Origin of the sequence: Streptomyces sp. NPDC021093 (assembly GCF_044333135.1) — a bacterium.
Taxonomy (GTDB): domain Bacteria; phylum Actinomycetota; class Actinomycetes; order Streptomycetales; family Streptomycetaceae; genus Streptomyces.
Window position 1 is genome coordinate 629,940 of the sequence record NZ_JBIRQJ010000002.1, and the last position, 23,998, is coordinate 653,937.

The 23,998-nt window shown below is 72.3% G+C and carries 19 protein-coding genes and 1 pseudogene; 10 read left to right on the forward strand and 10 right to left on the reverse strand.

Annotated features, from left to right (window positions below; all coding sequences use genetic code 11):
• Window positions 1–41: 41 nt before the first annotated feature.
• Window positions 42–302, forward strand: a complete 261-nt coding sequence (locus ACH4SP_RS07810) for a helix-turn-helix domain-containing protein (RefSeq protein WP_398411832.1) — start codon at window positions 42–44, stop codon at window positions 300–302.
• Window positions 303–419: 117 nt separating this feature from the next.
• On the opposite strand, the pseudogene ACH4SP_RS07815 reads toward ACH4SP_RS07810, so the two are convergent.
• Window positions 420–1,037, reverse strand: a pseudogene (locus ACH4SP_RS07815) (NAD(P)-dependent oxidoreductase); the annotation flags it as partial.
• A 92-nt stretch (window positions 1,038–1,129) separates the two neighbouring features.
• Here ACH4SP_RS07815 and ACH4SP_RS07820 point away from each other — a divergent pair.
• The 5 genes from ACH4SP_RS07820 to hydA all read left to right on the forward strand — a co-directional run bounded on the left by ACH4SP_RS07820 (window position 1,130) and on the right by hydA (window position 5,663).
• A complete protein-coding gene (locus tag ACH4SP_RS07820; RefSeq protein ID WP_398411099.1) occupies window positions 1,130–1,528 on the forward strand; it encodes a winged helix-turn-helix transcriptional regulator in 399 nt (132 codons plus the stop codon).
• A gap of 9 nt (window positions 1,529–1,537) precedes the next feature.
• Window positions 1,538–1,921 carry a PPOX class F420-dependent oxidoreductase gene (locus ACH4SP_RS07825; protein ID WP_398411101.1) on the forward strand — a complete coding sequence of 128 codons (384 nt, stop codon included), beginning with the start codon at window positions 1,538–1,540 and terminating at the stop codon, window positions 1,919–1,921.
• Window positions 1,922–2,112: 191 nt separating this feature from the next.
• A complete protein-coding gene (locus ACH4SP_RS07830) occupies window positions 2,113–2,955 on the forward strand; it encodes a nitrilase-related carbon-nitrogen hydrolase (protein WP_398411104.1) in 843 nt (280 codons plus the stop codon).
• Window positions 2,952–4,235: an aspartate aminotransferase family protein gene (locus ACH4SP_RS07835; protein ID WP_398411106.1), complete on the forward strand. Its 1,284-nt coding sequence runs from the start codon at window positions 2,952–2,954 to the stop codon at window positions 4,233–4,235. Before ACH4SP_RS07830 ends, ACH4SP_RS07835 begins: the two co-directional genes overlap by 4 nt.
• Window positions 4,236–4,253: 18 nt before the next feature.
• Window positions 4,254–5,663 (forward strand): dihydropyrimidinase, encoded by a 1,410-nt coding sequence (gene hydA, locus ACH4SP_RS07840; RefSeq protein ID WP_398411109.1) that lies wholly within the window; start codon window positions 4,254–4,256, stop codon window positions 5,661–5,663.
• A 35-nt stretch (window positions 5,664–5,698) separates the two neighbouring features.
• Here hydA and ACH4SP_RS07845 read toward each other — a convergent pair whose 3' ends face one another.
• The 8 genes from ACH4SP_RS07845 to ACH4SP_RS07880 all read right to left on the reverse strand — a co-directional run bounded on the left by ACH4SP_RS07845 (window position 5,699) and on the right by ACH4SP_RS07880 (window position 16,273).
• Window positions 5,699–7,036 (reverse strand): cytochrome P450, encoded by a 1,338-nt coding sequence (locus ACH4SP_RS07845; protein ID WP_398411114.1) that lies wholly within the window; start codon window positions 7,034–7,036, stop codon window positions 5,699–5,701.
• A 1-nt stretch (window position 7,037) separates the two neighbouring features.
• Window positions 7,038–8,213, reverse strand: a complete 1,176-nt coding sequence (locus tag ACH4SP_RS07850) for a methyltransferase (RefSeq protein WP_398411116.1) — start codon at window positions 8,211–8,213, stop codon at window positions 7,038–7,040.
• Window positions 8,210–9,964 (reverse strand): serine hydrolase domain-containing protein, encoded by a 1,755-nt coding sequence (locus ACH4SP_RS07855; protein ID WP_398411120.1) that lies wholly within the window; start codon window positions 9,962–9,964, stop codon window positions 8,210–8,212. Before ACH4SP_RS07855 ends, ACH4SP_RS07850 begins: the two co-directional genes overlap by 4 nt.
• Entirely contained in the window at window positions 9,961–10,971 is a 1,011-nt protein-coding gene (locus tag ACH4SP_RS07860) for a class I SAM-dependent methyltransferase (protein WP_398411123.1), read from the reverse strand. Before ACH4SP_RS07860 ends, ACH4SP_RS07855 begins: the two co-directional genes overlap by 4 nt.
• A complete protein-coding gene (locus ACH4SP_RS07865) occupies window positions 10,968–12,092 on the reverse strand; it encodes a Gfo/Idh/MocA family protein (protein WP_398411126.1) in 1,125 nt (374 codons plus the stop codon). The genes ACH4SP_RS07860 and ACH4SP_RS07865 overlap by 4 nt, the downstream gene beginning before the upstream one ends.
• Before the next feature lie 11 nt (window positions 12,093–12,103).
• A complete protein-coding gene (locus ACH4SP_RS07870) occupies window positions 12,104–13,411 on the reverse strand; it encodes a B12-binding domain-containing radical SAM protein (protein WP_398411130.1) in 1,308 nt (435 codons plus the stop codon).
• An 86-nt stretch (window positions 13,412–13,497) separates the two neighbouring features.
• Window positions 13,498–14,631, reverse strand: a complete 1,134-nt coding sequence (locus ACH4SP_RS07875) for a Gfo/Idh/MocA family oxidoreductase (RefSeq protein WP_398411131.1) — start codon at window positions 14,629–14,631, stop codon at window positions 13,498–13,500.
• On the reverse strand, window positions 14,621–16,273 hold the full coding sequence (locus tag ACH4SP_RS07880; RefSeq protein WP_398411132.1) for a hypothetical protein: 1,653 nt from the start codon (window positions 16,271–16,273) through the stop codon (window positions 14,621–14,623). Before ACH4SP_RS07880 ends, ACH4SP_RS07875 begins: the two co-directional genes overlap by 11 nt.
• 325 nt (window positions 16,274–16,598) lie before the next feature.
• On the opposite strand from ACH4SP_RS07880, the gene ACH4SP_RS07885 reads away from it, so the two are divergent.
• The 3 genes from ACH4SP_RS07885 (at window position 16,599) to ACH4SP_RS07895 (ending at window position 22,300) form a co-directional block, all read left to right on the forward strand.
• Window positions 16,599–19,337: a helix-turn-helix transcriptional regulator gene (locus ACH4SP_RS07885; protein WP_398411134.1), complete on the forward strand. Its 2,739-nt coding sequence runs from the start codon at window positions 16,599–16,601 to the stop codon at window positions 19,335–19,337.
• Window positions 19,338–19,466: 129 nt separating this feature from the next.
• Window positions 19,467–21,218, forward strand: coding sequence for a CotH kinase family protein (locus tag ACH4SP_RS07890; protein ID WP_398411135.1), 1,752 nt, complete (start codon window positions 19,467–19,469; stop codon window positions 21,216–21,218).
• The gene (locus ACH4SP_RS07895; protein ID WP_398411137.1) at window positions 21,215–22,300 is read left to right on the forward strand and encodes a hypothetical protein; all 1,086 of its coding nucleotides are present in this window, start codon (window positions 21,215–21,217) and stop codon (window positions 22,298–22,300) included. The genes ACH4SP_RS07890 and ACH4SP_RS07895 overlap by 4 nt, the downstream gene beginning before the upstream one ends.
• A gap of 47 nt (window positions 22,301–22,347) precedes the next feature.
• Here the strand turns inward: ACH4SP_RS07895 and ACH4SP_RS07900 are convergent, their stop codons facing one another.
• Entirely contained in the window at window positions 22,348–23,421 is a 1,074-nt protein-coding gene (locus ACH4SP_RS07900; protein WP_398411140.1) for a helix-turn-helix domain-containing protein, read from the reverse strand.
• Window positions 23,422–23,660: 239 nt separating this feature from the next.
• On the opposite strand from ACH4SP_RS07900, the gene ACH4SP_RS07905 reads away from it, so the two are divergent.
• Window positions 23,661–23,957 (forward strand): hypothetical protein, encoded by a 297-nt coding sequence (locus ACH4SP_RS07905; RefSeq protein ID WP_398411142.1) that lies wholly within the window; start codon window positions 23,661–23,663, stop codon window positions 23,955–23,957.
• The last annotated feature ends 41 nt before the right edge of the window (window positions 23,958–23,998 follow it).

The window sequence follows — 23,998 nt, forward strand, 5'->3', positions numbered from 1 at the left end:
GCCAATTATTATACCGGTCTGGAAGGTATTAGAATAACGGCATGGTCCGAACCCCCCTCACCCCCGAAGAGCGCGAGCGCGGCGAACGCCTCGGTCAGCTGCTCCGTGAAGCCCGCACCTTCGCCGGGCGCACGATGCCCGACGTGGCCGCCGCCGCGGGGCTGTCCGCCGAGACGCTGCGGAAGATCGAGACGGGCCGGGCCCCGACGCCCGCGTTCTTCACGGTCGCCGCCCTCGCGGGCACGCTCGGTCTCTCCCTCGACGAACTTCTCGTACGGAGCGAACTGCTGCCGGCCCACTAGCCGCCCACTTCCCGGCCGCGCCCGCCCGTGAGCGGTCGCAACCACCCGGTCCGCCACTGCTCGGTCCGCCACCGCGAGCTGCACCCCGTGGTGGCGCCGCGTCTCGATCTCGTCGAGCAGCGCGATCGCCAGGTCCGGGTGCGAGAGGTGCCCCGGCCCGTCCAGCACCGTGCCCTCGGCCGTCCGGTAGCGCCCCGTGCGCGGCCCCGCCGCGTCCAGATCCATCGGCGGGACGACCATCACCCAGGACAGGCCTGCCCGCCCCGACCGTCCCGACAGGTCCGCGCCCGAGGCCCGCAGCACCTCGAACTCCGCCACGTGCCCCTGCGAGAACGCCCGGTACTCCGCCGGGAACCCCGGATCGTCCATGACCCGTGTCCCCGGAGCCGTCTCCAGCGTGGTCGCGATGCCGAGTACGACCAGCCGTCCCACCCCCGCCTCCGCGAGCCCCGCGACCAGCGCCTTCGCCGCTCCCGTGAAGTGTTCCTCGGAGGGGATGTCCAGCCGCGCCGACGCGTTCAGCGCCGCTTCGTGGCCCGCCGCCACGGCCGCCACCGACGCGGCGTCCGTGACATCTCCCCGTACGACGGTGACGGCGGGAGCGGATCCCAGGTCCGGGTACTTGCCCGGGTCCCGGACCACCGCCGTCACTGCATGGCCCCGCCCGACCGCCTCCGCGACGGCCGCCCTGCCGACCCGTCCGCCCGCACCGAAAACGACGATCCTGCTGCTCATCCCGGACTCCCCTGTCGTGTACGACTGCGTGACGAGGAAGGTAGGCCGGGCACCCCTGGTTACTTCAACGGTACTGGGCTAGCGTCGACCGGATGAGCAGCAGCAAAGCGCCCGCCGGAACGCCCCCGGCACCTCTCCCCGCCGACCTCTTCGACGCCCCCGGCTGCGGCGACGCGCGCCGGCTCCCGTTCCGGGTCGGCGACAAGTGGTCCGGCATGGTGCTGCGCTGCCTCGCCGAAGGCCCGCGGCGCTTCACCGAGCTGCGCGTCCCCCTGCACCGGGTCACCCCGAAGGTCCTCACCGAGACCCTGCGGGCGATGGAGCGGGACGGCTTCCTGACCCGTACCGCGTACGAGGAGAATCCGCCGCGCGTCGAGTACGCGCTCACCCCGCTCGGCCGCTCGCTCCTCGGCCCGCTCGACACGGCGTGCGCGTGGACCCGCGCACACCTGCCCGAGCTCCTCGCCGCGCGGGAGGGGCACCGCGCGTAGGGTCGCCCCATGGATCTCCGGACCGCCTTCGCGCGCACCCGCTACATCAGCCTGACCACCTTCCGGAAGGACGGCACCCCCGTCGCCACCCCGGTATGGGTCGCCGGTGACGGCTCCGCGCTGTACGTGTGGACCAACGCGGACTCCTGGAAGGTCAGGCGCATTCGCCGCAACGGCGGCGTCACCGTCGCCCCCTGCGACGTGCGGGGGCGCCTCAAGCCGGACGCGCCCACCGTCGAGGGCAAGGCGACCGTGCTCGACGAGGACGGGCTGCGCGAGGTCCGCAGGCTGATCGCCCGCAAGTACACCTGGCAGTTCTGGCTCACGGACCTGCCCGCCACGCTGGTGCGCCGCGGCAGGCGTCCGCACGTCGGCATCAAGATCGAACTCTAGGTGAGCCGCGGGGCCTTCCGTTCACCCCTGCGGGTGCGATTCAAGATTGACTCCGGCTGGTTCGCGACGATGGTCTTGCCCCGCTCTCCGGCGCGGCTTACGTTCAAGCATCCACGTCCCAACTCTACGGGCGTAGAAGGTCTCTGACGTCCTGTCGGACGGAAGGGAACCCGGCTGAACGGAGACGAGTCATGGCCAACGTCGTACGCGCCGCCCTGGTCCAGGCCACCTGGACGGGCGACACCGAATCCATGATCGCCAAGCATGAGGAACACGCCCGGGAGGCCGCCCGGCAGGGCGCGAAGATCATCGGTTTCCAGGAGGTCTTCAACGCCCCCTACTTCTGCCAGGTGCAGGAGGCCGAGCACTACCGCTGGGCCGAGGCGGTCCCCGAGGGCCCGACCGTGCGCCGCATGCAGGACCTCGCCCGCGAGACCGGCATGGTGATCGTGGTCCCGGTCTTCGAGCGCGAGCAGTCCGGCTTCTACTACAACACCGCCGCCGTGATCGACGCCGACGGCAGCTACCTCGGCAAGTACCGAAAGCACCACATCCCCCAGGTCAAGGGCTTCTGGGAGAAGTACTACTTCAAACCGGGAAACGCGGGCTGGCCGGTCTTCGAGACGGCGGTCGGCAAGGTCGGCGTCTACATCTGCTACGACCGCCACTTCCCGGAAGGCTGGCGGCAGTTGGGCCTGAACGGCGCCCAGATCGTCTACAACCCCTCCGCCACCTCCCGCGGCCTCTCCGCCCACCTCTGGCAGCTGGAACAGCCCGCCGCGGCCGTCGCCAACGAGTACTTCGTCGCCGCGATCAACCGCGTCGGCCAGGAGGAGTACGGCGACAACGACTTCTACGGCACCAGCTACTTCGTTGACCCGCGCGGCCAGTTCGTCGGCGAGACGGCCGGTGACAAGCAGGAGGAACTCCTGGTCCGGGACCTGGACCTCGGCCTCATCGAGGAAGTCCGCCACCAGTGGGCGTTCTACCGAGACCGCCGCCCCGACGCGTACGAAGGACTGGTTCAGCCGTGACCGACCTGTACTCCCGCCACCGGGCCGTCCTGCCCGAGTGGCTCGCGCTCTACTACCAGGACCCCATCGAGCTCACCCACGGCGAGGGCCGCCACGTCTTCGACTCCCAGGGGCGCAAGTACCTGGACTTCTTCGGCGGCATCCTCACCACGATGACCGCGCACGCACTGCCCGAGGTCACCAAGGCGGTCTCCGAACAGGCGGCCCGACTGGTCCACTCCTCGACCCTCTACCTCAACCGCCCCATGGTCGACCTGGCGGAGCGGGTCGCCCACCTCTCCGGCATCCCCGACGCCCGCGTCTTCTTCACCACCTCGGGCACGGAGGCCAACGACACCGCGCTGATGCTGGCGACGACGTACCGCCGCTCGAACCAGATCCTGGCGATGCGCAACAGCTACCACGGCCGCTCCTTCTCCACGGTGGCCCTCACCGGCAACCGCAACTGGTCCCCGACCAGCCTCTCCCCGCTCCAGACCCTCTACGTGCACGGCGGCGTGCGGTTCCGCGGCCCGTACGCGCACCTCTCCGACGCCCAGTTCATCGAGGCGTGCGTCGCCGACCTCGAAGACGTACTCGGGCAGACCAGGGGCCAGGTGGCCGCGCTCATCGCCGAGCCGGTGCAGGGCGTGGGCGGTTTCACCTCCCCGCCGGACGGCCTGTACGCGGCCTTCCGCGAAGTCCTCTCCCGGCACGGCATCCTGTGGATCGCCGACGAGGTGCAGACCGGCTGGGGGCGCACCGGCGACCACTTCTGGGGCTGGCAGGCGCACGCCGAGAACGGCCCGCCGGACATCCTGACCTTCGCCAAGGGCATCGGCAACGGCATGTCGATCGGCGGCGTCGTCGCCCGCGCCGACGTCATGAACTGCCTCGACTCCGGCTCCATCTCCACCTTCGGCGGCTCCCCGGTCACCATGGCCGCCGGCCTCGCCAACCTCTCGTACCTCCTCGAACACGACCTCCAGGGCAATGCCCGCCGGGTCGGCGGCCTCCTCCTGGAACGCCTGCGCGCGATCGCCGCCACCGTCCCCTGCGTACGGGAAGTACGCGGCCGCGGCCTCATGGCCGGCATCGAAATCGTCCGCCCCGGGACCGACCAGGCCTGGCCCGAAGCGGCCACCGCCGTCCAGGAGGCCGCCCGCGAAGGCGGCCTGCTCGTGGGCAAGGGCGGCGGCCACAACACGAGCGTGCTGCGCATCGCCCCGCCTCTCTCCCTGACGGTCGCGGAGGCGGAAGAAGGCGCCGCCGTCCTCGAACGAGCCCTGCACAGCGTCTGATCGGGAGGCCTCGACCCCATGAGCAGCACCACACGCACCCTGATCCGGGGCGGTCTCGTCATCACCGCATCCGACGAGACCCACGCCGACGTGCTCGTCGAGGGCGGCCGCGTCGTCGCCCTCGCCGCGCACGGCTCCAGCACCGCCGACGGCTGGACCGCCGACACGACGATCGAAGCATCGGGCAAGTACGTCATCCCGGGCGGCGTCGACGCCCACACGCACATGGAGATGCCCTTCGGCGGCACCTTCGCCGCCGACTCCTTCGAGTCCGGGACCAGGGCGGCCGCCTGGGGCGGCACCACCACCATCGTCGACTTCGCGATCCAGTCCCCGGGCCACAGCCTGCGCGAGGGCCTGGACGCGTGGCACGCGAAGGCCGACGGGAAGTGCGCGATCGACTACGCCTTCCACATGATCCTCTCCGACGTGAATCCGAAGACGCTGCGGGAGATGGACCGGCTGGTGGGGGAGGGCATTACGTCCTTCAAGCTCTTCATGGCCTATCCGGGCGTCTTCTACAGCGACGACGGCCAGATCCTGCGCGCCATGCAGCAGGCATCCGGCAACGGCGGAATGATCATGATGCACGCCGAGAACGGCATCGCGATCGACGTCCTCGTCGAGCAGGCGCTCGCCGGGGGGCGGACCGATCCGCGCGTCCACGGCGAGGTGCGCAAGGCGCTCCTGGAGTCGGAGGCGACGCACCGTGCCATTCAGCTCGCCCGGGTCGCCGGCGCTCCGCTGTACGTCGTGCACGTGTCGGCGCAGGAGGCCCTCGCGGAGATCGTGTCGGCCCGGGACAAGGGGCTGCCCGTCTTCGGCGAGACGTGTCCGCAGTACTTGTTCCTGTCCACCGACAACCTCGCCGAGCCGGACTTCGAGGGTGCGAAGTACGTCTGCTCGACGCCGCTGCGGCCGAAGGAGCACCAGGCGGCGCTCTGGCGGGGGTTGCGTACGAACGACCTTCAGGTGGTGTCCACGGACCACTGCCCGTTCTGCTTCTCGGGGCAGAAGGAGCTGGGCCGCGGGGACTTCTCGAAGATTCCCAACGGGCTGCCCGGGGTGGAGAACCGCATGGACCTCCTCCACCAGGCCGTCGTCGACGGACACATCAGCCGCCGTCGCTGGATCGAGATCGCGTGCGCGACGCCGGCCCGGATGTTCGGCCTGTACGGGCAGAAGGGCACGATCGCGCCGGGCGCGGACGCCGACATCGTCGTCTACGACCCCGCCGCCGAGCAGGTCGTCTCGGCGGCCACGCACCACATGGCCGTCGACTACTCGGCGTACGAGGGTCGGAGGATCACCGGGCGGGTGGAGACGGTGCTGTCCCGGGGCGAAGTGATCGTCGACCAGGGCGAGTTCAAGGGGCGGGCGGGGCACGGGGCGTACCTCGCCCGCTCGATCTCCCAGTACCTGAACTGAGCCTGCGGAGCGGCCTCCCCGTACCTGAACCGAGCCTACGGAGCGGCCCGGCGTACCGGAAGGGACGTCGGGCCGCGGACGATGACCTCGGGGGGACGCCAGTCCAGGACGTCGGCGTCGGTGTCAGCGCCGGCGTCGGTGTCCAGGCGGAGATCGGGTGCGGTGCGGGTCAGCTCCTCGATGGCCACCGTGAGCTGGATCCTGGCCAGCTGGGCGCCCAGACAGACGTGTGCGCCGTGGCCCAGGGTGAGGTGGCGGGCGGAAGCGCGCCGTACGGACAGCTGGTCGGGAGCGGTGTTGGCGTCGGGATCGAAGTTGGCGTGCAGCAGAGAGACCAGGACGGCTTCGCCCGCGCGCACCGTTGCCCCGGCGAGGTTCACGTCCTGCCTGGCCACGCGGGTGAAGCTGATGGGCACGACGGGCGCGTACCGCAGCAGTTCCTCCACGGCGCCCGGGACCGCCTCACGATGCCGGGTCAGGTACTGCCACTCCCGCGGGTTCTGGAGGAGAAGCAGGACCGAGAGGGCGAGCTGGCCCGTGGTGGTCTCGTAGCCCGCGTTGAGGAGGAGCTCGACCAGGGAGGTCAGTTCGGGCTCGCTCAGCGCGGCGCCGTCGTCCCGGGCCCGGACGAGGGCGCCGAGCAGATGGGGTCCCGGCGCGCGGCGCGCCTGGGCGACCAGCGCCGCGAAGTACCGGCGCAGCTCCCGCTGGGCGGCGGGGACGTCCGGTGGCCCACCGGCCTCCGGTGCGGCGAGGCCGAGGGCCCGGTCGGCGAGGGCGGTGAAGCGGCCGCGTTCCGCCGGGGGCACCCCGAGCACCCGGCAGATGGTGGCCGCTGCCAGCGGCATGGCGAACTCCCGCACCAGGTCGAAGCGTTCGCGTCCGGCGAGGAGGGCGCGGGCGTCGCTCCGGATGCCGTCCTCGTGGGCGGCGACTGCGGCCGGGGTGAACGCCCGGTTGACCAGCCGGCGCAGCCTGGTGTGGGCGGGCGCGTCGAGGCTGGTGAGCGCGTCGGGGTCGGGGCGCATCGGGTGTGCGGCGGGGGCGGTGGCGACGACCGCGGCCGCACGGCTGAACCGGTCGTCGGTCAGCACGGCGCGGCCGAGGCCGAAACGGGTGACGAGCCACAGCCGGTCCCCGGTGGGCGCCTGGATCCGCACCACATCGGGGAGCCCGCCGGACGACGGCAGGAACCCGGGGAGGGGGCCGGGCTGCGGACCGAGCTGCGGAGCGGGCTGGGCAGCGGGCTGAGGACCGGGCTGCGGGGTGGGCCGGGCACCGGGCTGGGGAGCGGGCTGCGGGGCGATTGGCGTGGGGGTGCCCGCGGTTTCGTTCGGCCGGGTGGGTGGCTGGCCGCCGGTTACGGTGCACACGTCACTTCACGTCCGGCTTCACGCCCACGACGAGGTGTTCCGGTCCGTCCAGGTGGCTGACCTTCACCTCCGTGAAGCCGGTTGCGCGCATCCATTCCCCGCACTCGGCACCGGTGTAGCCACGGCCGCCGACCGAGACCGTGGACACGTTGAGGCTGATCAGGAGGCCGGTGGTGCGCTCGCGCCGGTCGTCGTCGATGAGGGATTCGTAGATCAGCAGGCGACCGCCGGGCGGCAGCGCCTCGTACGCCTTGGCGATCAGCATCTTCTTGGTGTCCAGGTCCCAGTCGTGCAGGACGTGCCCCATCACGAGTACGTCGGCGGTCGGCAGTGGATCGGCGAAGAAGTCGCCGCCCGCGAAGCGCGCCCGGTCGGTCAGGCCGACCTGCTTGAGGTGGGCGTCGAACCCGCCGCCGACCACCGGAAGGTCGAAGCCGATGCCTTCCAAGTGCGGGTGACGGGACAGGACCTGGGCGAGCAGGGAGCCTTCGGCGCAGCCCACGTCGGCGACGGTGCGCGCCGACGACCAGTCGAACTTCTCGCCGACGGCCTGGTTGGCCCCCATGCTGTAGCCCGTCATCGCCCGCAGGAATCCGGACACCTGGTCCGGTGCCGCGTACGCCTCCCCGAAGGTGTCGTCCGCGGCGCGCGCCCCCACCAGCTTCGGGTCGCCCGCACCGCCGTGGTCCTCGGACACGGAGGCCGACAGGGCGGCCGAGAAGTCGATCCGGCCGCCGCTGCGCAGCGCTTCGGTCATGCCCGCCCAGCAGCCGAAGCCCGCGTTGAGGAAGGACAGGTAGCCGGAGATGTCGGTGGCGGGTTTACGGGGGTCGAGGTGGAGGTCGGCCACCGGCGCGTTGCGGTAGACGCCGTCGTCCCGAAGGAGGAGGCCGAGGGAGACCAGGGCGTCGAGGAGGTCCGCGGCGCCGCGGCCCGCGATGCCGAGCCGTTCGCACAACTCGGCGCAGGTGGAAGGGGTGTGGGCCAGCTCGGAGAAGATCCCGAGTTCCACCGCGCTCAGCAGGGCCTTGGACTTCCAGAAGGCGACGGCGACATCGATGATGGCGTGCGGGGAATCGACTCCGGCGGCCGGTTCGGTCCGGGCGGTCATCTGGGCAGGCGTCTGATGGGCAGGCGTCTGGTGGGTGGGCGTCTGGGCAGGCGTCTGGGCGGTCATGCGGGGTTCTCCGTTCCGGTGGCGGTGCTTGCGGGGGCCAGTCCGAGGTCCCGGTACACGGCGTCACCGATCGTGATCATCCGTTCCTGGTGCTCTTCCTGCCATGTCTTGCCGTTGAGGTGCAGGGCGACCACGAGCCCCGCGTCCGGGTCGGCGAACACCGCCGAGGTCCACAGTCCGTAGTGGCCGAACGTGCGCGGCGACGCGTACCGGCTGAAGGCCGTGCACTCCTCGCCCAGGTGCCGGGACTCGATGCGGAAGCCGAGCCCCCAGTCGGCGTTGCCGAACGGGTCGACCAGGCCGACCCGGTGGTGCGCGGTGAGCGCCATGACGGTTTGCGGCCGCAGGATCCGCCCGTGCCTGCCCTGCCCTCCGGCGTTCAACGCCTCGAAGAACAGGGCGAGATCGGACACCGGGCCGCGGACGTTGAGCCCGGGGATGGGCCGGGTGCAGGCTGCTTCGGTGGCGTACCAGTGGGTGGGCTGTACGGGCAGACCGCCGCCGGTGACGTGGATCAGCGGCAGCCGGTCCGCGTGCGCGCGGTACTCCTCGGGCGTGAGGACGATGCGGGTGTCGGTCATGCCGCAGGGCGCGAGGATCTCCTCGGTGAGGTAGCGCTCGTAGTCCCGGCCGTCCACAGCCCGTACGACCTCCGAGATCAGGAACCACGCCCACCACGGCGCGTAGTTGATGCGCGCTCCCGGCAGGGGGGAGGCGGGCACGGTCATCGTGTGCAGCTGCGCGCGGCGCTGTGCCACGGGCGCGGCCATGATGCCGTGCAACGGGTCCAGACCCATGGGGACGGCGGAGGTGTGGGTGAGGAGCTGGCGGAGGGTGACGTGCTCGCGGCCCTCGCCGGCGTACCAGGGGAGGTGGGTCACGACCCGGTCGTCCGGATCGAGCAGGCCCCGCTCCCACAGTTGGCCGACGGCCACCGCGCCGAGGGTCTTGGCGCAGCAGTACCAGATGGGCAGCGAGCGGCGGGTGAAGGGCACCCCGGGACGGCACGTGCCGAGCGCCGCCGAGACGGCGGTGCCGGTGGGCGCGTGCGAGACGTAGAGCTGGGCGCCGGGGGAGGAGCGGTCGAGTTCGGCGCGGAGGGCGGCCATGGTGCGCGGCAGCGTGTCGGCGGCCGCGCGTGCCGCCTCCGTCTCCGCTGCTGCCTCCGCTTCTGCTTCCGGCACGTTGAGCGGCGCGGCCGGGACGGGTGCGCCGGCCGCTACGGCCCCGCCCCGCTCTCCCTCGCCCCAGGCATCCGTGGACGGCGGGGCGTCGGCGGTCAGTGCACGCAGCCTCGCCACCGCCCCCGAAGGGTCCTGCTGCAACAGCCGGTCCAGGAAGAAGATGAACAGGAATACGCCCTCCAGGCGCAGCCCCCCGTCCTCGAAGAGCCGCACGCGCTGCTCGGGGTCGCCGAACAGCAGTGTCAGCGCGTCCTCGTGACTGAGCGTCAGGACGAGGGTGGGCCGCTGCTCCCAGGTTCCGGTACGGAACGACAGGGCGCCGTCCGTCAGGTCCGCGAGGACGAGGACCTGTCGGGGGGCGTCCGCCGTCGGATCGGTCAGGTTCAAGCCGACCCGCAGGGCGGTGTCCTCGTCGGGGCGGTGTGCGGCCGCGATCCGCTCGGCCTCGCGCAGCCAGGGGGCCGAGAACAACGGGTGGGCGGCGGGCGCGGTGGCGCCTCGCCCGTGCGGGGCTGTGCCGGTGCCACCCGCCGGGCTCCCCTGGCCGCGCACGGCGGTGCCCTTCATCGCGTGACCCTGGCGACGGTGTAGCGGACCTTGTTCGTGCTGGTCAGGCTGCCGTCGGGGGCCTGGAGCCGGGCGAGTTCGGCGTTGACGGCGGCGGTGGCCGCGGCCATGTCCTCCTCGTGCACGCTCTCCCAGAACTGCCGTCCCGCCGTCGACCACACCCACTCCCACCACTGGTGCGGGCCGCGGAAACGGGTGACGCAGTCGGCTTCCACGGTGTCCACGACCGCGAAGCCCACCTCGGTCAGCGCGGCGTGCAGGGCGTCGGTCGACACGAAGGGGCTGTCCTCCGGGAGGCGGTGGGAGGAGACGCCGCCGAAGGGGGCGCTCGCGGCGAACACCGGATTCCAGCGCTCGTCCTGGCGTCCCCACCACGACAGTGCCAACCGTCCTTCGGCTCCCAGGAGTTGGCGGTAGCGGGCGGCAGCGGCCTTCGGGTCGGGGAAGAAGAACATCGAGATCCCGGCGAGCACCGCGTCGAGGGATCCTGACTCGGGCGGCCAGGGACCCCAGTAGCCACAGTCGGAGCCGAAGGCCTCGGCAGTGTCGGCGTACATGCCGGCCCCGGTGGCCCCGGTGGCCCCGGTGGCCCCGGTAGTTCCGGCAGCCCCGGTGGCCCCGGCGGCCCCGGCGGGTTCGAGCGACAGGTTGGTGAGCTCGGCGTCGGCGACCAGCGCGCGGGCGTTGGTGAGGCCTTCCTCGGCGATGGCCGCCCGCGCCCGTCGCACCATGCCCGCCGACAGGTCGACGCCGGTGACCGCCCCGCGGGGCCCGGCCGCGCGGGCCGCGGCGAGCAGGACGCTGCCGGTGCCGCACCCCACGTCCAGGACCCGTTCGCCCGCGCGGATGCCCGCGTGCTCCACCAGGTCCCTTCCCATCGGTGCGAAGTGGGAGACGCCGACGCGTTCGTACGTGGGGGCGCTGCGGTCGAAGAGGGCGGCCAGGGCCGCCTTCCGCTCCTGGACGGGAGCGTGCTCGCCGGGCGCGTGGTGCAGGGTCTCGCTCATGGGGTCCTCTCCTGGTGGTGTGCCGGTGTGCCCGCGCCGTCGTCGACCCGGACGGTGCGCCCGGTTCGGGCCGCGGTGTACACGGCGTGCACCGCGGCCACGGCCCGGCGGCCCGCGGTGCCGTCGACGGCCGGGGCGCGGCCGTCGCGTACCGCGTCGCAGAAGTCGGCGAACTGGTCGCGGTGGGGCTCGTAGAGGAGCCCCGCGCGGTCGCGTTCCTGCTCGGGACCGGGACGCGGGAGCCGCTCGGCGGACTGGTCGCCCGCGCCGTACGCCCCGTACGCGGCGCCCCGTTCGCCCTCGCGGGCCGCGTGGAAGTAGGCCAGCTCGTCGTTGTCGATGACGGCCGAGCCGCGGTCGCCGTTGACCGCGACCCGGGTGACGCGCCCGGGATAGGCGGCGGTGGTGGCGAGCAGCGCGCCGAGCGCGCCGCCCGCGAACTCCAGGCTGGCGGTGGCCACGTCCTCCACCTCGATGCCGTCGTGGGCGAGCCGCCCCGTGTGGGCGGCGGCCCGCACCACGGGGCCGACCAGCCACTGGGCGAGGTCGACCGCGTGCACGGCCTGGTTCATCAGGGCGCCGCCGCCGTCCAGGGCGCGGGTGCCGCGCCAGTTCCCCGAGGCGTAGTAGTCGGCCGCCCGCCACAGGGGGACCTCGATCAACACGGAGGTGATACGGCCCAGTTCACCACGGTCGACGGCGCTCTTCACGGCCAGGGCCGCCGGGTCGAAGCGGTGCTGGGAGACCACTCCGAGGGTGCGGCCGGCTTCCGCGGCGGCGGCGATCAGCCGGTCGGCGGCCTCCGGAGTGACCTCGACGGGCTTTTCGACCAGTACGTGTTTGCCCGCCCGGAGGGCCGCGCAGCCGATGTCGGCGTGGGTGCCGCTGGGGGTGCACACGACGACGGCGTCGATGTCGGGGCGGGCGAGGAGTTCGGGCACGGTCAGCGCGTCACGGTCCAGCTCGGCGCCGAGCGCCTTCGCCCGCGCCAGGTTCTGACCGGCGACGGCGACCAGCCGGGCCCGCTCGCGCAGTGGGCCGTCGGGCCGGGTGAGCAGCCGGCCGGTGAATCCGCCGACGGAGCCGCAGCCGAGGATGCCGAAGCGTACGGCGTCCGTCATCGCTTCCCTCCTCAACTCGCCACCGGGGCAATGGCGTTGCCCAGGTAGTTGGGGAGCTCGGTGAGCCGCTGCTGCTGCGCGTCGAGGTCGGTGGGGTACGCGGCGCGGTAGCGGCGGGTGACCTCCTGGACCTCGCGCCAGGTGGTGGGCAGGGAGCCGCCGTTGTACTGGGGGGCGAGCTCGTCGTACAGGGTGGTGCCCGGCCGCAGGAAGAGCTGGTTGATGCCGAACCAGGCGGGCAGCCCGGCGGCCCAGTCGACCAGGCGCCCGGAGCTGCACGCCTGGTCGTCCGGCAGACCGAGCAGGACGAACGCGAACGGCACGATGCCGGCGTCGCGCAGCTTGTGGACGGCCTCGGTGATCTGCTTCTCGCTGACCCGCTTGTGGACGCCGGTGTCGGCGATGGCGGGCGACTCGGCGCCCAGCCACATGCCCTGGCAGCCCGCGCGCGCCCAGGCGCAGACGTCGTTCTTGAGGACGACCTCGGCGCGGGTCTGGCCGAACCAGCCGACCCCGCGGCCCTCCAGGCGGGAGCAGAGGTCGCTGTAGAAGGCCCGGTTGATGCCGAAGACGTAGTCGAGGAAGAAGATGGAATTCAGGCCCGCCGCCTGCTGGGCCGCCACCTCGTCGACCACCCGGTCGAGCGGCTGCCTGCGCATGCGGGTGCCGAACGGCAGATGGCAGAAGGTGCAGCCGTAGGTGCAGCCACGGGCGGCGAGGACCATGCCGCACGGTCCCGGCAGGGGAAGGCCGTCGTTGATGACCTCGGCGGTGTAGCGGGCGGTGGGCACCAAGTCGTAGGCGGGGAAGGCCATTTCTTCGAGGGACAGGTTGGGGAACGGCCGGGGGCGGGGCTCGGGCGAGTCGAGCAGGTTGTGCGGGGTCGCGGTGTCGGAGAGGACCGGGGTGCGGGCCCCGGCGAGGAGGCTGCGGACCGCGCCGACGGTGGCCGAGTCCGTCTCGCCCGGGGCGATGTGGTCGACGCCGAGCTCCGCGCGGGTGGAGTCGGGCAGGTTGGTGCCGTGCGGGCCGACCGCGACGGTGCGGGCGGAGGGGAACAGGGCCGTGGCCCGCTCGACGGCGGCGCGCACCGGGCCGAGTTCCAGCGGGTAGCACTGGGCACGGTCGGCGATCGCCGTGTAGAAGACGAGGTGGTCGAACTCGTCGCCGTCGGGGGTGTCCTGGAGGCGCTGGTCCCAGATGGCGACGGTGTGGCCCTCGGCGCGCAGCTGGCCCGCGGCCGTCACGGCGTCCAGGGGAAGCTGGATGAAGTACTGGTCGAATTTGTTGCTGGGGATGACGAGGCAGATCCGGCTCATGGACGCTTCACTCTCATCAGGAAATAGCGGCAGGGGAAAAGGAAGGCTTGACGTGGTCGCGTGGTCGCGTGGTCGGGAAAAGAGGCTCAGGTGGGCAGGGCGGCGGACGTCCGGCCGCCGGAAGGCGTCGTCCAGGGGGTGCGGGCGTCGTGGGCCACGCGGGCGAGCCGGCCGATGCGGTCCAGGGGCCGCAGGTCGAGTGCGGGGCGGCCCGCGGGGCCGAGGAGGGCCGCGATGGAGGCCCGCAGCGCGTTGTCCATCGGGGAGTCGGGAATCAGCCACTCGCGGTAGCCACGGGGGCCGTCCATGGTCAGACGGTGGGTGTTGCGGGGCAACGGGGTGCCGCCCGGCAGGAAGACGGGGTCCAGCTCCAGGGTGAACTCCACGGGTCCCGCCTCGACCCGGGCGAGCCGCAGCCTGCTGTCGGTGGCCGGTCCCGGCCGCCGGGCCCACTGGGGGGCGAGGGCGCCCCGCGGGGCGTCGGGGCCGACGATGGTCGAGTACAGCTCGACCTCGACAGGGCCGCCTTCGTCGGCCCCGACCCCGACGGTGGTCAGGTCGTGCGCGGCGGTACTGGACAGTTCGGGGTCGGGCGCGATGCGCAGCGTGTCGTGGGCGGGGTCGGACTGGAGATAGCGGTGGAAGGCCGGGGCGGGCAGCAGGCCGCCCAGCACGGCGAGCATGTGCAGCCATTCGTAGCCGAAGACGCCGTAGTCGAGGTCGACGAAGCGCCCGGCGGCGATGTCCTCGCGCCGGTCCTTGCTGAAGGCGACCCGGACGGCCGTCACCGGGTGGCGCGGTGCGAACTCGGCGTGCACGGCCTGGAGCATCGCGGGGGCCTTGGCGTGCGCGTACTGGTTCATCACCACGAGCCGGGCACGGTCGTACGCACCGAGCAGAGCGGTGAGTTCGGGGCCCTCCCAGGACCGGCAGGCGGGCTTCTCCACCAGGATGCGGGCATCGGGGTCGCGGGCGAGGACGGCCGCCACGGCCCCGATGTGGGCGGCGGTCGGGGTGCACACCGACCAGATGTCCACCCGCAGGTCGGCGGGCAGCTCTTCGACGGTGGCGGCGCCGGGGCAGGAGGGGGCGAGCGCGCCGCGGGTGCGGGCGTCGGGATCGACCACGGAGACGGACATGCCCATGGCGGCCAGAAGCCGGTGGTGCAGCCGGCCGGCCACGCCGTATCCGATGACGCACACGTGCGGCCTACCGGACATGGGCGTCCTCACCGGGTGCGGTGCTGCCGAAAACTCCGGTGCCGAGCGGTGCCGTCTCCGCGCACAGGTACGCGCTGTAGTAGGCGTCGAAGAGCCCGGCCTCGTCGATGATCCGGTCCACCGGCTCCAGATGGACGCCCGGCGGGAAGCTGTCCGGGTCGCGGCAGAGGGCGAGGGCGGCGAGCAGGGTGCCGGCGCGGTAGGCGTCGTATCCGCGGTTGGCGATGCCCTCGTACTCGAAGAGGTTCAGCGAGCGGCCGTCGCCGAGGACGGTGACGGTGGTCGCGTGCGGCAGGCGGTAGCGCACTCCCACGTGGGGGATGGGCTGTGCGCGGGCGCCGGGGTAGCCCTCGGTCAGGACGCTGAAGTCCTTGGTGGCGAACCCGGCGAGCAGGACGCCGTCCGGCAGCAGCGGGACGTCCTCGGCGGTGAGGGCGGTGCCGCCGCTGCTGCCGAGGACGAGGAACGGGCGGTGGTGGGCGAGCGCCCCGGCGACCGTGCGGTGGGTGTCGAAGCCGTCCTCGGCCGCGGTGATCAGCGCGAGGATGTCGGAGTCCACCACGGCGACGCGGCAGCCGAGGGCGCGCAGGGAGCGTGCGGCCCGAGCCCCCAGGGTGCCGTAGCCGATGAGGAGGACGTGCCGTCCGATGAACTTCTGGCCCGGTACGATCGCCCGCAGCCTGCGGACGCAGGAGTCGGCGATCTCGTTGTAGCCCAGCCTCGACTTCAGCTGGGAGCGGGCCATGTTCAGTACGGGGATGGCGAGGCGGCCGGGTGCGGCGGCGACGCGTTTGAGTCCGCTGACGGTCAGCTCGATGGCGGCGTCGACGTGTTCGCCGCCCCGGCCGTTCGCACCGGCACGGCCCTGCTCGCCCTCCGCGCCGTACCCCTGCGCCAGCAGCCCCCCGTCATCGATGACGAGCACCTTGCGCCCGGCGGCGTGTGCCCGCCGGACGAACGCGGCGACCTGGGCGTCCACCGCCCGGGCGCGCGCCTGTTCGGCCGCCCCGGCGGTGCCGTTGATGACGGAGTTGTCCAGGACGTCGCTGGCGTAGCCGCGGTGCAGGAACCAGGAGTGCACCCGCTCCCGGTGCAGCGTGCGGTCGCCCTTGGACAGGGCGAAGATCCACTCCGGGTCCAGGCCCGCGCGCTCCATGGCGAGGAGGAAGCCGACGCTGTTCTCCACGTAGTGGTCGCGGAACACCAACGCCCAGCCGTCCAGGGCAGGTTCGGGCCTGGTGTACCGGTCGAGGAGCGGCATGCCCGCCACGATGGCGGCGGCCTCGGCCTCGGTGTAGCAGCGGGCCCGCCGCCCGATCGCCTCGGTCAGCTCGTCGAACAGGGCACGGGCCCGCTCCGTGACCCCGCCCGAGGCCAGCAGCAGGATGCGGCAGTGCGGCGGCCCCTCCAGCACGGGGTCCAGGGTGCCGGGTGGCTCGTCGGGCAGCGGACTGCTGCGGATGTCGAGGCGGGCGCCGTCGGCCAGGACGGTGTACCGGTCCGGTGCGTGCACCGTCAGCTCCGGTCGCGCGAGCGTCCCCCGGTGTCCGTCGACGACCCCGCGGACGACCGCGAGGAGGTCGGCGGGGTCGAGCGGGCCCTCCACCACCTCGTACGGGCCGGGGAACAGGGGGTCCGCCACCTCCCCTTCGGAGGCAGAGTGATGCGAAGCAACTTCAGATACCGACATATATCCACCCACGCCAGACGTGAATTCCTTGTGAGAACGGTCCTGTTGGGACGGCAACGGGTGCGGTGCCGCCCCGTAGGTGTTCCGTCCGCACCACCCTCCGCCGACCGCCCGGTTCCGGGCATCTGTCGGGCGACGGGGATCGCAGATGCCGGTCGACCGGCGAAGACGGCCAGTTCTGGCCGGATTAAAGCCGAACTGATCAGTCAATGCATCGGTAGACGGATGCGTACTGTTCAGACCGGTAACGCACGGACCATGGGGAAAGGAACGACACATGCTGGTCGGACGGGAACGCGAGGTGGGTGAGTTAGCGAGCATCCCCATCGACATCCGGCGAGGGGTGAGCGACGCGGTCGTGCTGCGCGGCCCCGCCGGGATCGGCAAGAGCGCACTCCTGGCGCACCTGGCACAGGAGGCCGAACCGGACGCCAGGGTGCTCTCGGCCGTCGGCGTGGAGAGCGAGGCCGAACTGCCCTTCGCCGCCCTCCACCAACTCCTGCGCCCCCTGCTCCCCCTCTCCGACCTCCTGCCACCGCCGCAGTCCGGCGCGCTGCGCTCGGCCTTCGGCATGGACACCGCGCCCGCCGACCGCTTCCTCGTCGCCCTGGCCGCGCTCACCCTCCTCTCCGAGGCGTCCCGCAAGGCCCCGCTGCTGCTGCTCGTGGACGACGCGCAATGGCTGGACTCCCCCTCCACCGAGGCGCTGCTGTTCGTGGCGCGACGGCTGGACGCCGAAGGGGTCGCCGTGGTCTTCGCCGTACGCGACGGCTCGGTGCCCTTCCCCGCCCCGGGCGTGCCCGAACTGCGCGTCGGCCCGCTGCCGGAGTGGGCCGCCCAGTCCCTGCTCGCACGGCTGCGGCCCGACGCCGCGCCACAGGTGCGCGAGCGGCTGCTGCGCGAGGCGGGCGGCAACCCGCTCGCCCTGGTCGAGCTGTCCGCCGCGCTCAGCCCGGAACAGCTCGGCGGCCTGGCCGCGCTGCCCGAGGAACTGCCGCTGACGGAACGGCTGCAGCGGCTGTTCCGCTTCCGCGCCACGGGCCTGCTCGCCGAGCCCGGCAACGCCCTGCTGCTCTGCGCCGCCGAGCACGAAGGCGACCTCGCGGTGATCCTGCGCGCCGCCCAGGACGCCGAACGCGCCATGGACGACCTGTCCGTCGCCACCTCCCTGGGCCTGACCACGCTCGACCAGGAACGGGTACGTTTCCGACACCCCCTGGCCCGCTCGGCCGTCTACCAGGGAGCGCCGCTCGCCGAGCGCCGCGCCGCCCACATCGCCCTGGCCCGGTCCCTCGGCGAGGGCGACGACCGGCGCGTCTGGCACCTGGCGGCCGCCGCGGTCGGCCCCGACGACGACGTCGCCGAGCTCCTCGCCGAGCTGGCCGGCCGGTGCCGGCGCTCCGGAGGCGTCACCACCGCAACCAAGGCGCTGCGCCGCGCCGCCGCCCTGTCCTCCACCCCGCACCGCCGGGCCCGGCATCTGATCGACGCCGCGGAGTGCGCCTGGACGGCCGCCGAGACCGCGCAGGCCGAGGCCCTGCTGAGGCAGGCGGAGCCGCTGGCGGACACACCCGCGCTGCGCGCCCGCCTCGTACGGGTGCGCGGCGCGATCACCCACGCCTCCAGCGACCCGGCCGTCGCCTGCCGCACGCTCCTCGAAGGCGCCCGCCTCGTCCAGGAGGACGACCCCCAACTCGCCCACGAGTCCCTGGTGATGGCGGCCCGCTCGGCGTGGGTGGCGGGCGACCCGGCGCGGCTCGTGGAGATCGCCGGGCTGCTGGAGCGCCTTCCGGCGGCCGAGACCGCGGGGCGCGACCGGTTCGCGGCGCACTTCCGCTATCTGGCCTCGCTCGGCGGCAGCCGCTGCGCGGCGGGCCGCGACCGCTCCGGAGCGCACATACCGGACACCTGGCTGTCCCCCGCCGACCCCAGGCCCTGGGTGTGGCCGCCGACGTACCTGCCCAATCTCCTCGACGCCACCGAACCGCTGCTCCAGGCACATCAGCGCGCGGTGGACACCCTGCGCCGCAACGACGCGATCGGTTCCCTGCCGATGTCCCTGGCGCCCCTCGTGGCGCTGCAACTCGTCACCGGACCCTGGCCGTCGGCCGCCGCCAACGGCGCCGAGGCACTCGCTCTCGCCCTGGAGACCGGCCAGCTGGGCGCCGCCTCCCACCTGCGGGCCATGCTGGCCTGGCTGGCCGCGGCCCAGGGCGACAGCGACCGCTGCCACGAACTGGCCCAGGAGTGCCTGGAGATCGCCACTCCCCGCCGGATCTCCTCCGCGGTGGCGCTCGCCCACGGGGCGCTCGGCCTGAACGCGCTGGCCGGGCGGCAGCTGGTCCGGGCCGTCCAGCTCCTCGGCGAGGTCTGTGAGCCGGGCGGCTCGGCGGAGCACTTCATGCTGTGCCGGGCCGTGCTGCCCGACTTCGTGGAGGCGTGCGTCCGGGCCGGGGAACCCGAGCGCGCCCGCCGGGTCCTGTCCCACTGGCGCAGCGGGATCCCCGAAGCGGACGACCCGTATCCGCGCGCGGCCCGGCTGCGCAGCCAGGCACTCCTCGCGCACGGCGACACGGCCGAGGAGCTGTTCCTGGACGCCCTCGCCGACCCCGGCCCCTCGGCCTTCGAGACGGGCCGTACCCACCTGCTGTACGGGGAGTGGCTGCGCCGCGACCGCCGGATCAAGCAGGCCTGTGAGCAACTCCACCAGGCAGAGGCGCAGTTGGACCGGGTGGGCGCGGTGCCGTGGGCGGAGCTCGCGCGCACCGAGCTGCGTGCGGCAGGTGACCGGGCCACGCAGGAGCCCGGGGCTTCCGCCGTGCCGCCGGGCGAGGGCGCCCGGCTGACCGCCCGTGAGCTCCAGGTGATCCGGCTCGCCGCGCAGGGGCTGCGCAACGGAGAGATCGCCGAACGCCTCTTCCTGAGCCCGCGCACCGTCGGCTACCACCTGTACAAGGCGTTCCCGAAGCTCGGCGTCACCTCCCGCACGCAGCTGCGCGCCAAGTGCTTCACCTGACCACCGCGAGCCCGCGGGCCGTGGCCGCCCCGGGCAGAGCCGGGTGGCCGGGGACCGCAGGGCCGGTTTTGGGGCTGGCGGTCATGTGGCGCCGGGCGTAGAGAGGAAGGTTCACCCAGGGAGGCCGTGATGGACAGGACCATCAGCAAGGGCACGTTCCGGGACGCGTTCAAGAACCAGGCCGTCGCGATCTCCGCGCTGCCGCCTGGCACGGGGCGGCGGCTTGCCCAGCAGGCCAACGCGACGGCGGGTCCTGCCGATGCCGCGCTGCGGACGAAGGCCGAGTTCAGCGCCCTGTACGACCTGCTGCTCGCCGAGCAGGGCGACACACCGGACACCCCGGCGGACGGCAGCCTCCTCCTGCGCGACGCGGCCGGGCGGCCCACCGCGGTCGGCCGGATCGTCGACGAACTCCTCGACTCGGCCGAGAACAAAACGGAGTTCTTCGCTCAGGACATGTATCAGGTCAAAGTCACCGGCTGGCCGCCCGGCGTCCTGACCGCCGACGAGGTCATGGAGGCGCCGCAGGGCGCCCGTCTGACCCTCGCGAGGAGCGGCACCCCGGACGACTCGCTGCTCGCGACACCGTCGTTCTCCATGGTCAACAGCGGCAACCTGACCGCCCACGCCCCCAAGCGCTCCTGGAAGATCGACTTCGAGGTCGGGGAGAGCGAGGACCGGCTCTACGGCATGGAGCGGATCAACCTCAAGGCGATGTACAACGACCCGTCGCAGATGCGCGAGGCCGTCGCCTGGCGGCTCCTGGAGCGCGCGGGCGTCCCGGCCGCCCAGCACACGTACGCCACCTTCTCGATCAACGACCGCTACATGGGCCTGTTCTCGGTCATCGAGCAGGTCGACAAGAAGTTCCTGAAGGACCACTTCGGCAAGAACGCCGAGGGCAACCTCTACAAGGCGTACTGCGGCGACGTCGGCTGCGCGACCCTGGAGCACCGCGCCACCGCGACCGGCGCCGACGGCGGCCGGCAGTACTTCACCGAGGGCAGCCTGGAGGACGTCCGTACGTACCGCCTGAAGACGAACGAGGAGAACCCCGTCACCAGCACCTACGACGACCTCGCCACTCTCGTCCGTACCGTCAACGGCGTGCGACTGGCGGGCGGTGAGGGCCGGTTCGCGACCGACGCCTTCCGCGACGCGGTCGAACAGGTCCTGAACGTGCCGGCCTTCCTGCGCTGGGCGGGCGCCAACGTCCTCCTGGGCAGCTGGGACAACTACTTCGCGACCCCGTCGAACTACTACCTCTACAACTCGGGCCGGCTCGGCGACCCGGGCGGCTTCATGGCCCGCCCGTACTTCACGTTCATCCCGTGGGACTACGACAACAGCTCGGGCATCGACTACTTCTCGACGCCCTGGCAGTACACGGACCTGCTCGACTGGCCCGCCATGACCCGCAACTACTGCCGGATCACGCACGCCCCGCACGAGACGTCGCACCTGCCGCTGTTCACCAACCTGCTGCGGCACCACGACTTCTGCCAGTACTACCTCGACCACCTGGAGTACCTGCTGGACTCGGAGTTCGGCCCCGAGCGGGTCGCCGCGCTGCTCGGCGCCGAGGGCTCCGGACGGACCGACGGTCTGTGGCAGCTCATCTCGTCCGCCGCGTACGGCGAGTCCACGAGCCAGCACGGACAGCCCTTCACCGGGCGGCAGTTCACCAACGACGAGGTGTACCGCGCCGGGTACCGCCAGTGGGAGCTGAGCCGGGGCTCGCAGTTCACGTACGGGATCTTCCACTACACGCGCATGCGCTACGACCACGCACGCCAGCAGCTCGCCGAGCTGCGCAAGACCTATCCCAACGGCGCCAGCGGGGCGACGTTCCCGGGCGCGATGGAGGTACTGCCCTCATGACCGCAACCAAGAAGTCGGACAAGGCCCAGGCGAAGTCCGGTCCCGAGCCGAAGTCCGGTTCCGCGAAGTCCGCTTCCGCGAAGTCCAGTTCCGCGAAGTCCAGGTCCAAGTCCGAGCTTAAGTCCGGCTCCAGGTCCAGGACCAGGACCGAGTCCAAGTCCCGGGCCAAGTCCGGGGCCGAGGCCGTGCGCGAGCTGCGCCTGGTCAAGGAAGCCAAGATCCAGGACCTGATCGGCGACGGCGCGGGCACCCGCCTGGAGGCGAGCGGGGTCCTCTACCGCGACGGCGCCTTCCTGATCGTCTGCGACAACCTGCGCTCCCTCATCCGGGTCAGCAGCGAACTGTCGCCCAAGGCACCGGAGAACGGCGTCTTCGAGGCCAACGTGCCCAAGAAGTCCGGCAGTTCGGCGGCTGAGACGGCCGTGGGGTACGAGGACCTCGCCCACGACGCGCTGCACGACCACTACTTCATGCTGAGCGAGGCCGAACCGGTCAAGCCCAAGGGCTTCCGCGCCCGTGTGCACGAGTACGACGCGAAGGGCCGCTCCGTCGGATCGACGCACCTGGACTTCGACCTGGCGGACGCCAACAAGGGCATGGAAGGCCTGGAGTGGGTGGAGCGCTCGGGCACGGAACACCTCCTCGCCCTCTGTGAGGGCAACCGGTGCGAGGGCGGCAAGAAGGGCAGGACGCCGGGCGGCGGCCGGATCCAGGTCTTCCGGCGCGACGGCAAGGGCTGGGCCCACACGGACACGATCCGGCTGCCCCAGTCGCTGCCCTTCGAGGACTACAGCAGCGTGTCCGTGCGCGACGGACGGATCGCCGTCCTGTCGCAGGCGTCGTCCGCGCTGTGGGTGGGCCGCATCTCGGCCAAGAAGTGGGAGGTCGACGAGGGCACGGTCCACCGCCTCCCCACGGACGGCAAGGGGCGCACGGTCTACGGGAACGCGGAGGGCGTGTCCTGGGTCTCGGCCGACCACGTGGTGATCGTGTCCGACCGCGCGAAGAAGGGCACGGGGGAGCGACTGCGCGCGAAGGACCAGTCGATCCACCTGTTCCTGATCCCGAGCGACAACAGCTGAGCCGGTCGCCCGCCTCCCGGCCGCGTACGTGACCGGGAGGCGGGTCGTCACCGTGACGAAGGGGTCCGGCCGGCAGCGGTTCGCGGGGGTGGGGTCAGCTCGATCAGGAAGTCCTGGTCGGTGGCGCCCGAGCAGCGGCCCTGGACGACTTCCGCTCCGTCCTCGGTGTCCTGGTGGCGCAGCCCCAGACAGCGGCCGGTGACGACCGGGCGGATACGGAAGCGGTCTCGGGCAGGCGGGCCGAAGGGCTCGATCCGGAACTGTTGGGTCCGGTCGTCGTCGGCGCAGTCGTCGCGGGGTTCGAGCAGATCGCGGCCAGGACCGTTCGGCAGGACGGTGAGGCAGCCGATGCCGTACTTCGGGTGATGCCACTGGATCTGTACGAGGTCCTTGCCCAGCGGTTCGAGGAACATCTGCGGCAGAGCGGCTTCCGTACAGGGGCGTTGGGCGGCGACGGCGGTCTCGTACCGGCCGGTGCGGTCCTTGCCCTCGGAGAGGCACAGCCCGGGTGTGCGAGCGGGGTGGATCTGTGCCCAGCTGCCCACGGCCAGCATGCGGAGCCCGGTCACCGGCATCGCGGGCAGGGCGGCCGGCGTGGACGGTTCGTGGAGCAGGCTGCTGACGCCGAGTGTGCCCGCGAGCCCGATGCCCGCGGCGGCGAGCAGGCCGGCCGCCCGGCGCCACCGGAGGGTGCGTACGGGGGCAGGCGCACCGGGGGGTGGAGCGACGGGACCGTCGTCGTCGGTCTCATCACTGGTTGACGCGGATGCGGACGCGGATTCGGACGCGGACGCGGCGGTGGATGTGGGTGGGGCGGTGGCGATGCGGCGGCGTACCTCAAGCCACTCGCGTACTTCTTCGTGCCCCAGGCCGCACGCGCGGGTGAAGGCGTCGACGAATTGCTCGCGGGGCAGGGTGACGCGGCCGAGAGTGGTCGCGATCGTGCTGGACGGGAGCGTGTCGGCGTGCGCGGTGGCCTTGCCCTCGATCTGGCGGTAGGTCAGCCCGGACCAGAGCCGCAGTGCGCGCAGGGCCGCAGTGAACTCGGCAGGAGTCCGGGCCTGTGCGGGCTGTGGTGATTCCTCCGGTGGCTCGGCACAGCCATCTCCCTTCTGACCCATTACTTCAGCATGGCCCCGGAGACGGTGACTGGTCAGCGCCGAATCCGGCCTTGTTCGAGTGCGGTCGGAACGCGGTGAGCACTGTTCCGAACAGATACGAACGCCGAATCTCCTTGTCGGCCCTGTGGATGTGCGGACATCGTCGGCACCGGTCGGCTTCGGTTCTTGCCCGGCCACTGGCGCATTCGTCCGGCACTTCGTCCGGTCTTCGTCCGACACACCGATCATGAAGGAGCATCATGCGTACTCGTACATGGTTCGCCGGTCTCGCGGCGGGAGCCGCTCTGCTGGCCGCCGGTCCGGTCGCCGCCGCACAGGCGGCCCCCGCGCCCTCCTGGACCAGCACGGCATCGGCCGTCGCGGTGGACGGTCTCGCGGCCGACGCGGCGGCGCCCCGCAAGTACACCGACGTGGGTACTTACCGCACCAAGAGCGCATGCGAAGCGGACGGGCGGGCTTCGGTCTACTCCGACTGGTACTGCAAGAAGAGCAGCACCACCAGCAACTACCACCTCTGGGTGAACCTGGACTCGTAGGTCCCGCGCCCCGGTGGAGGGGCGTGGGGGACTGCGCGCCC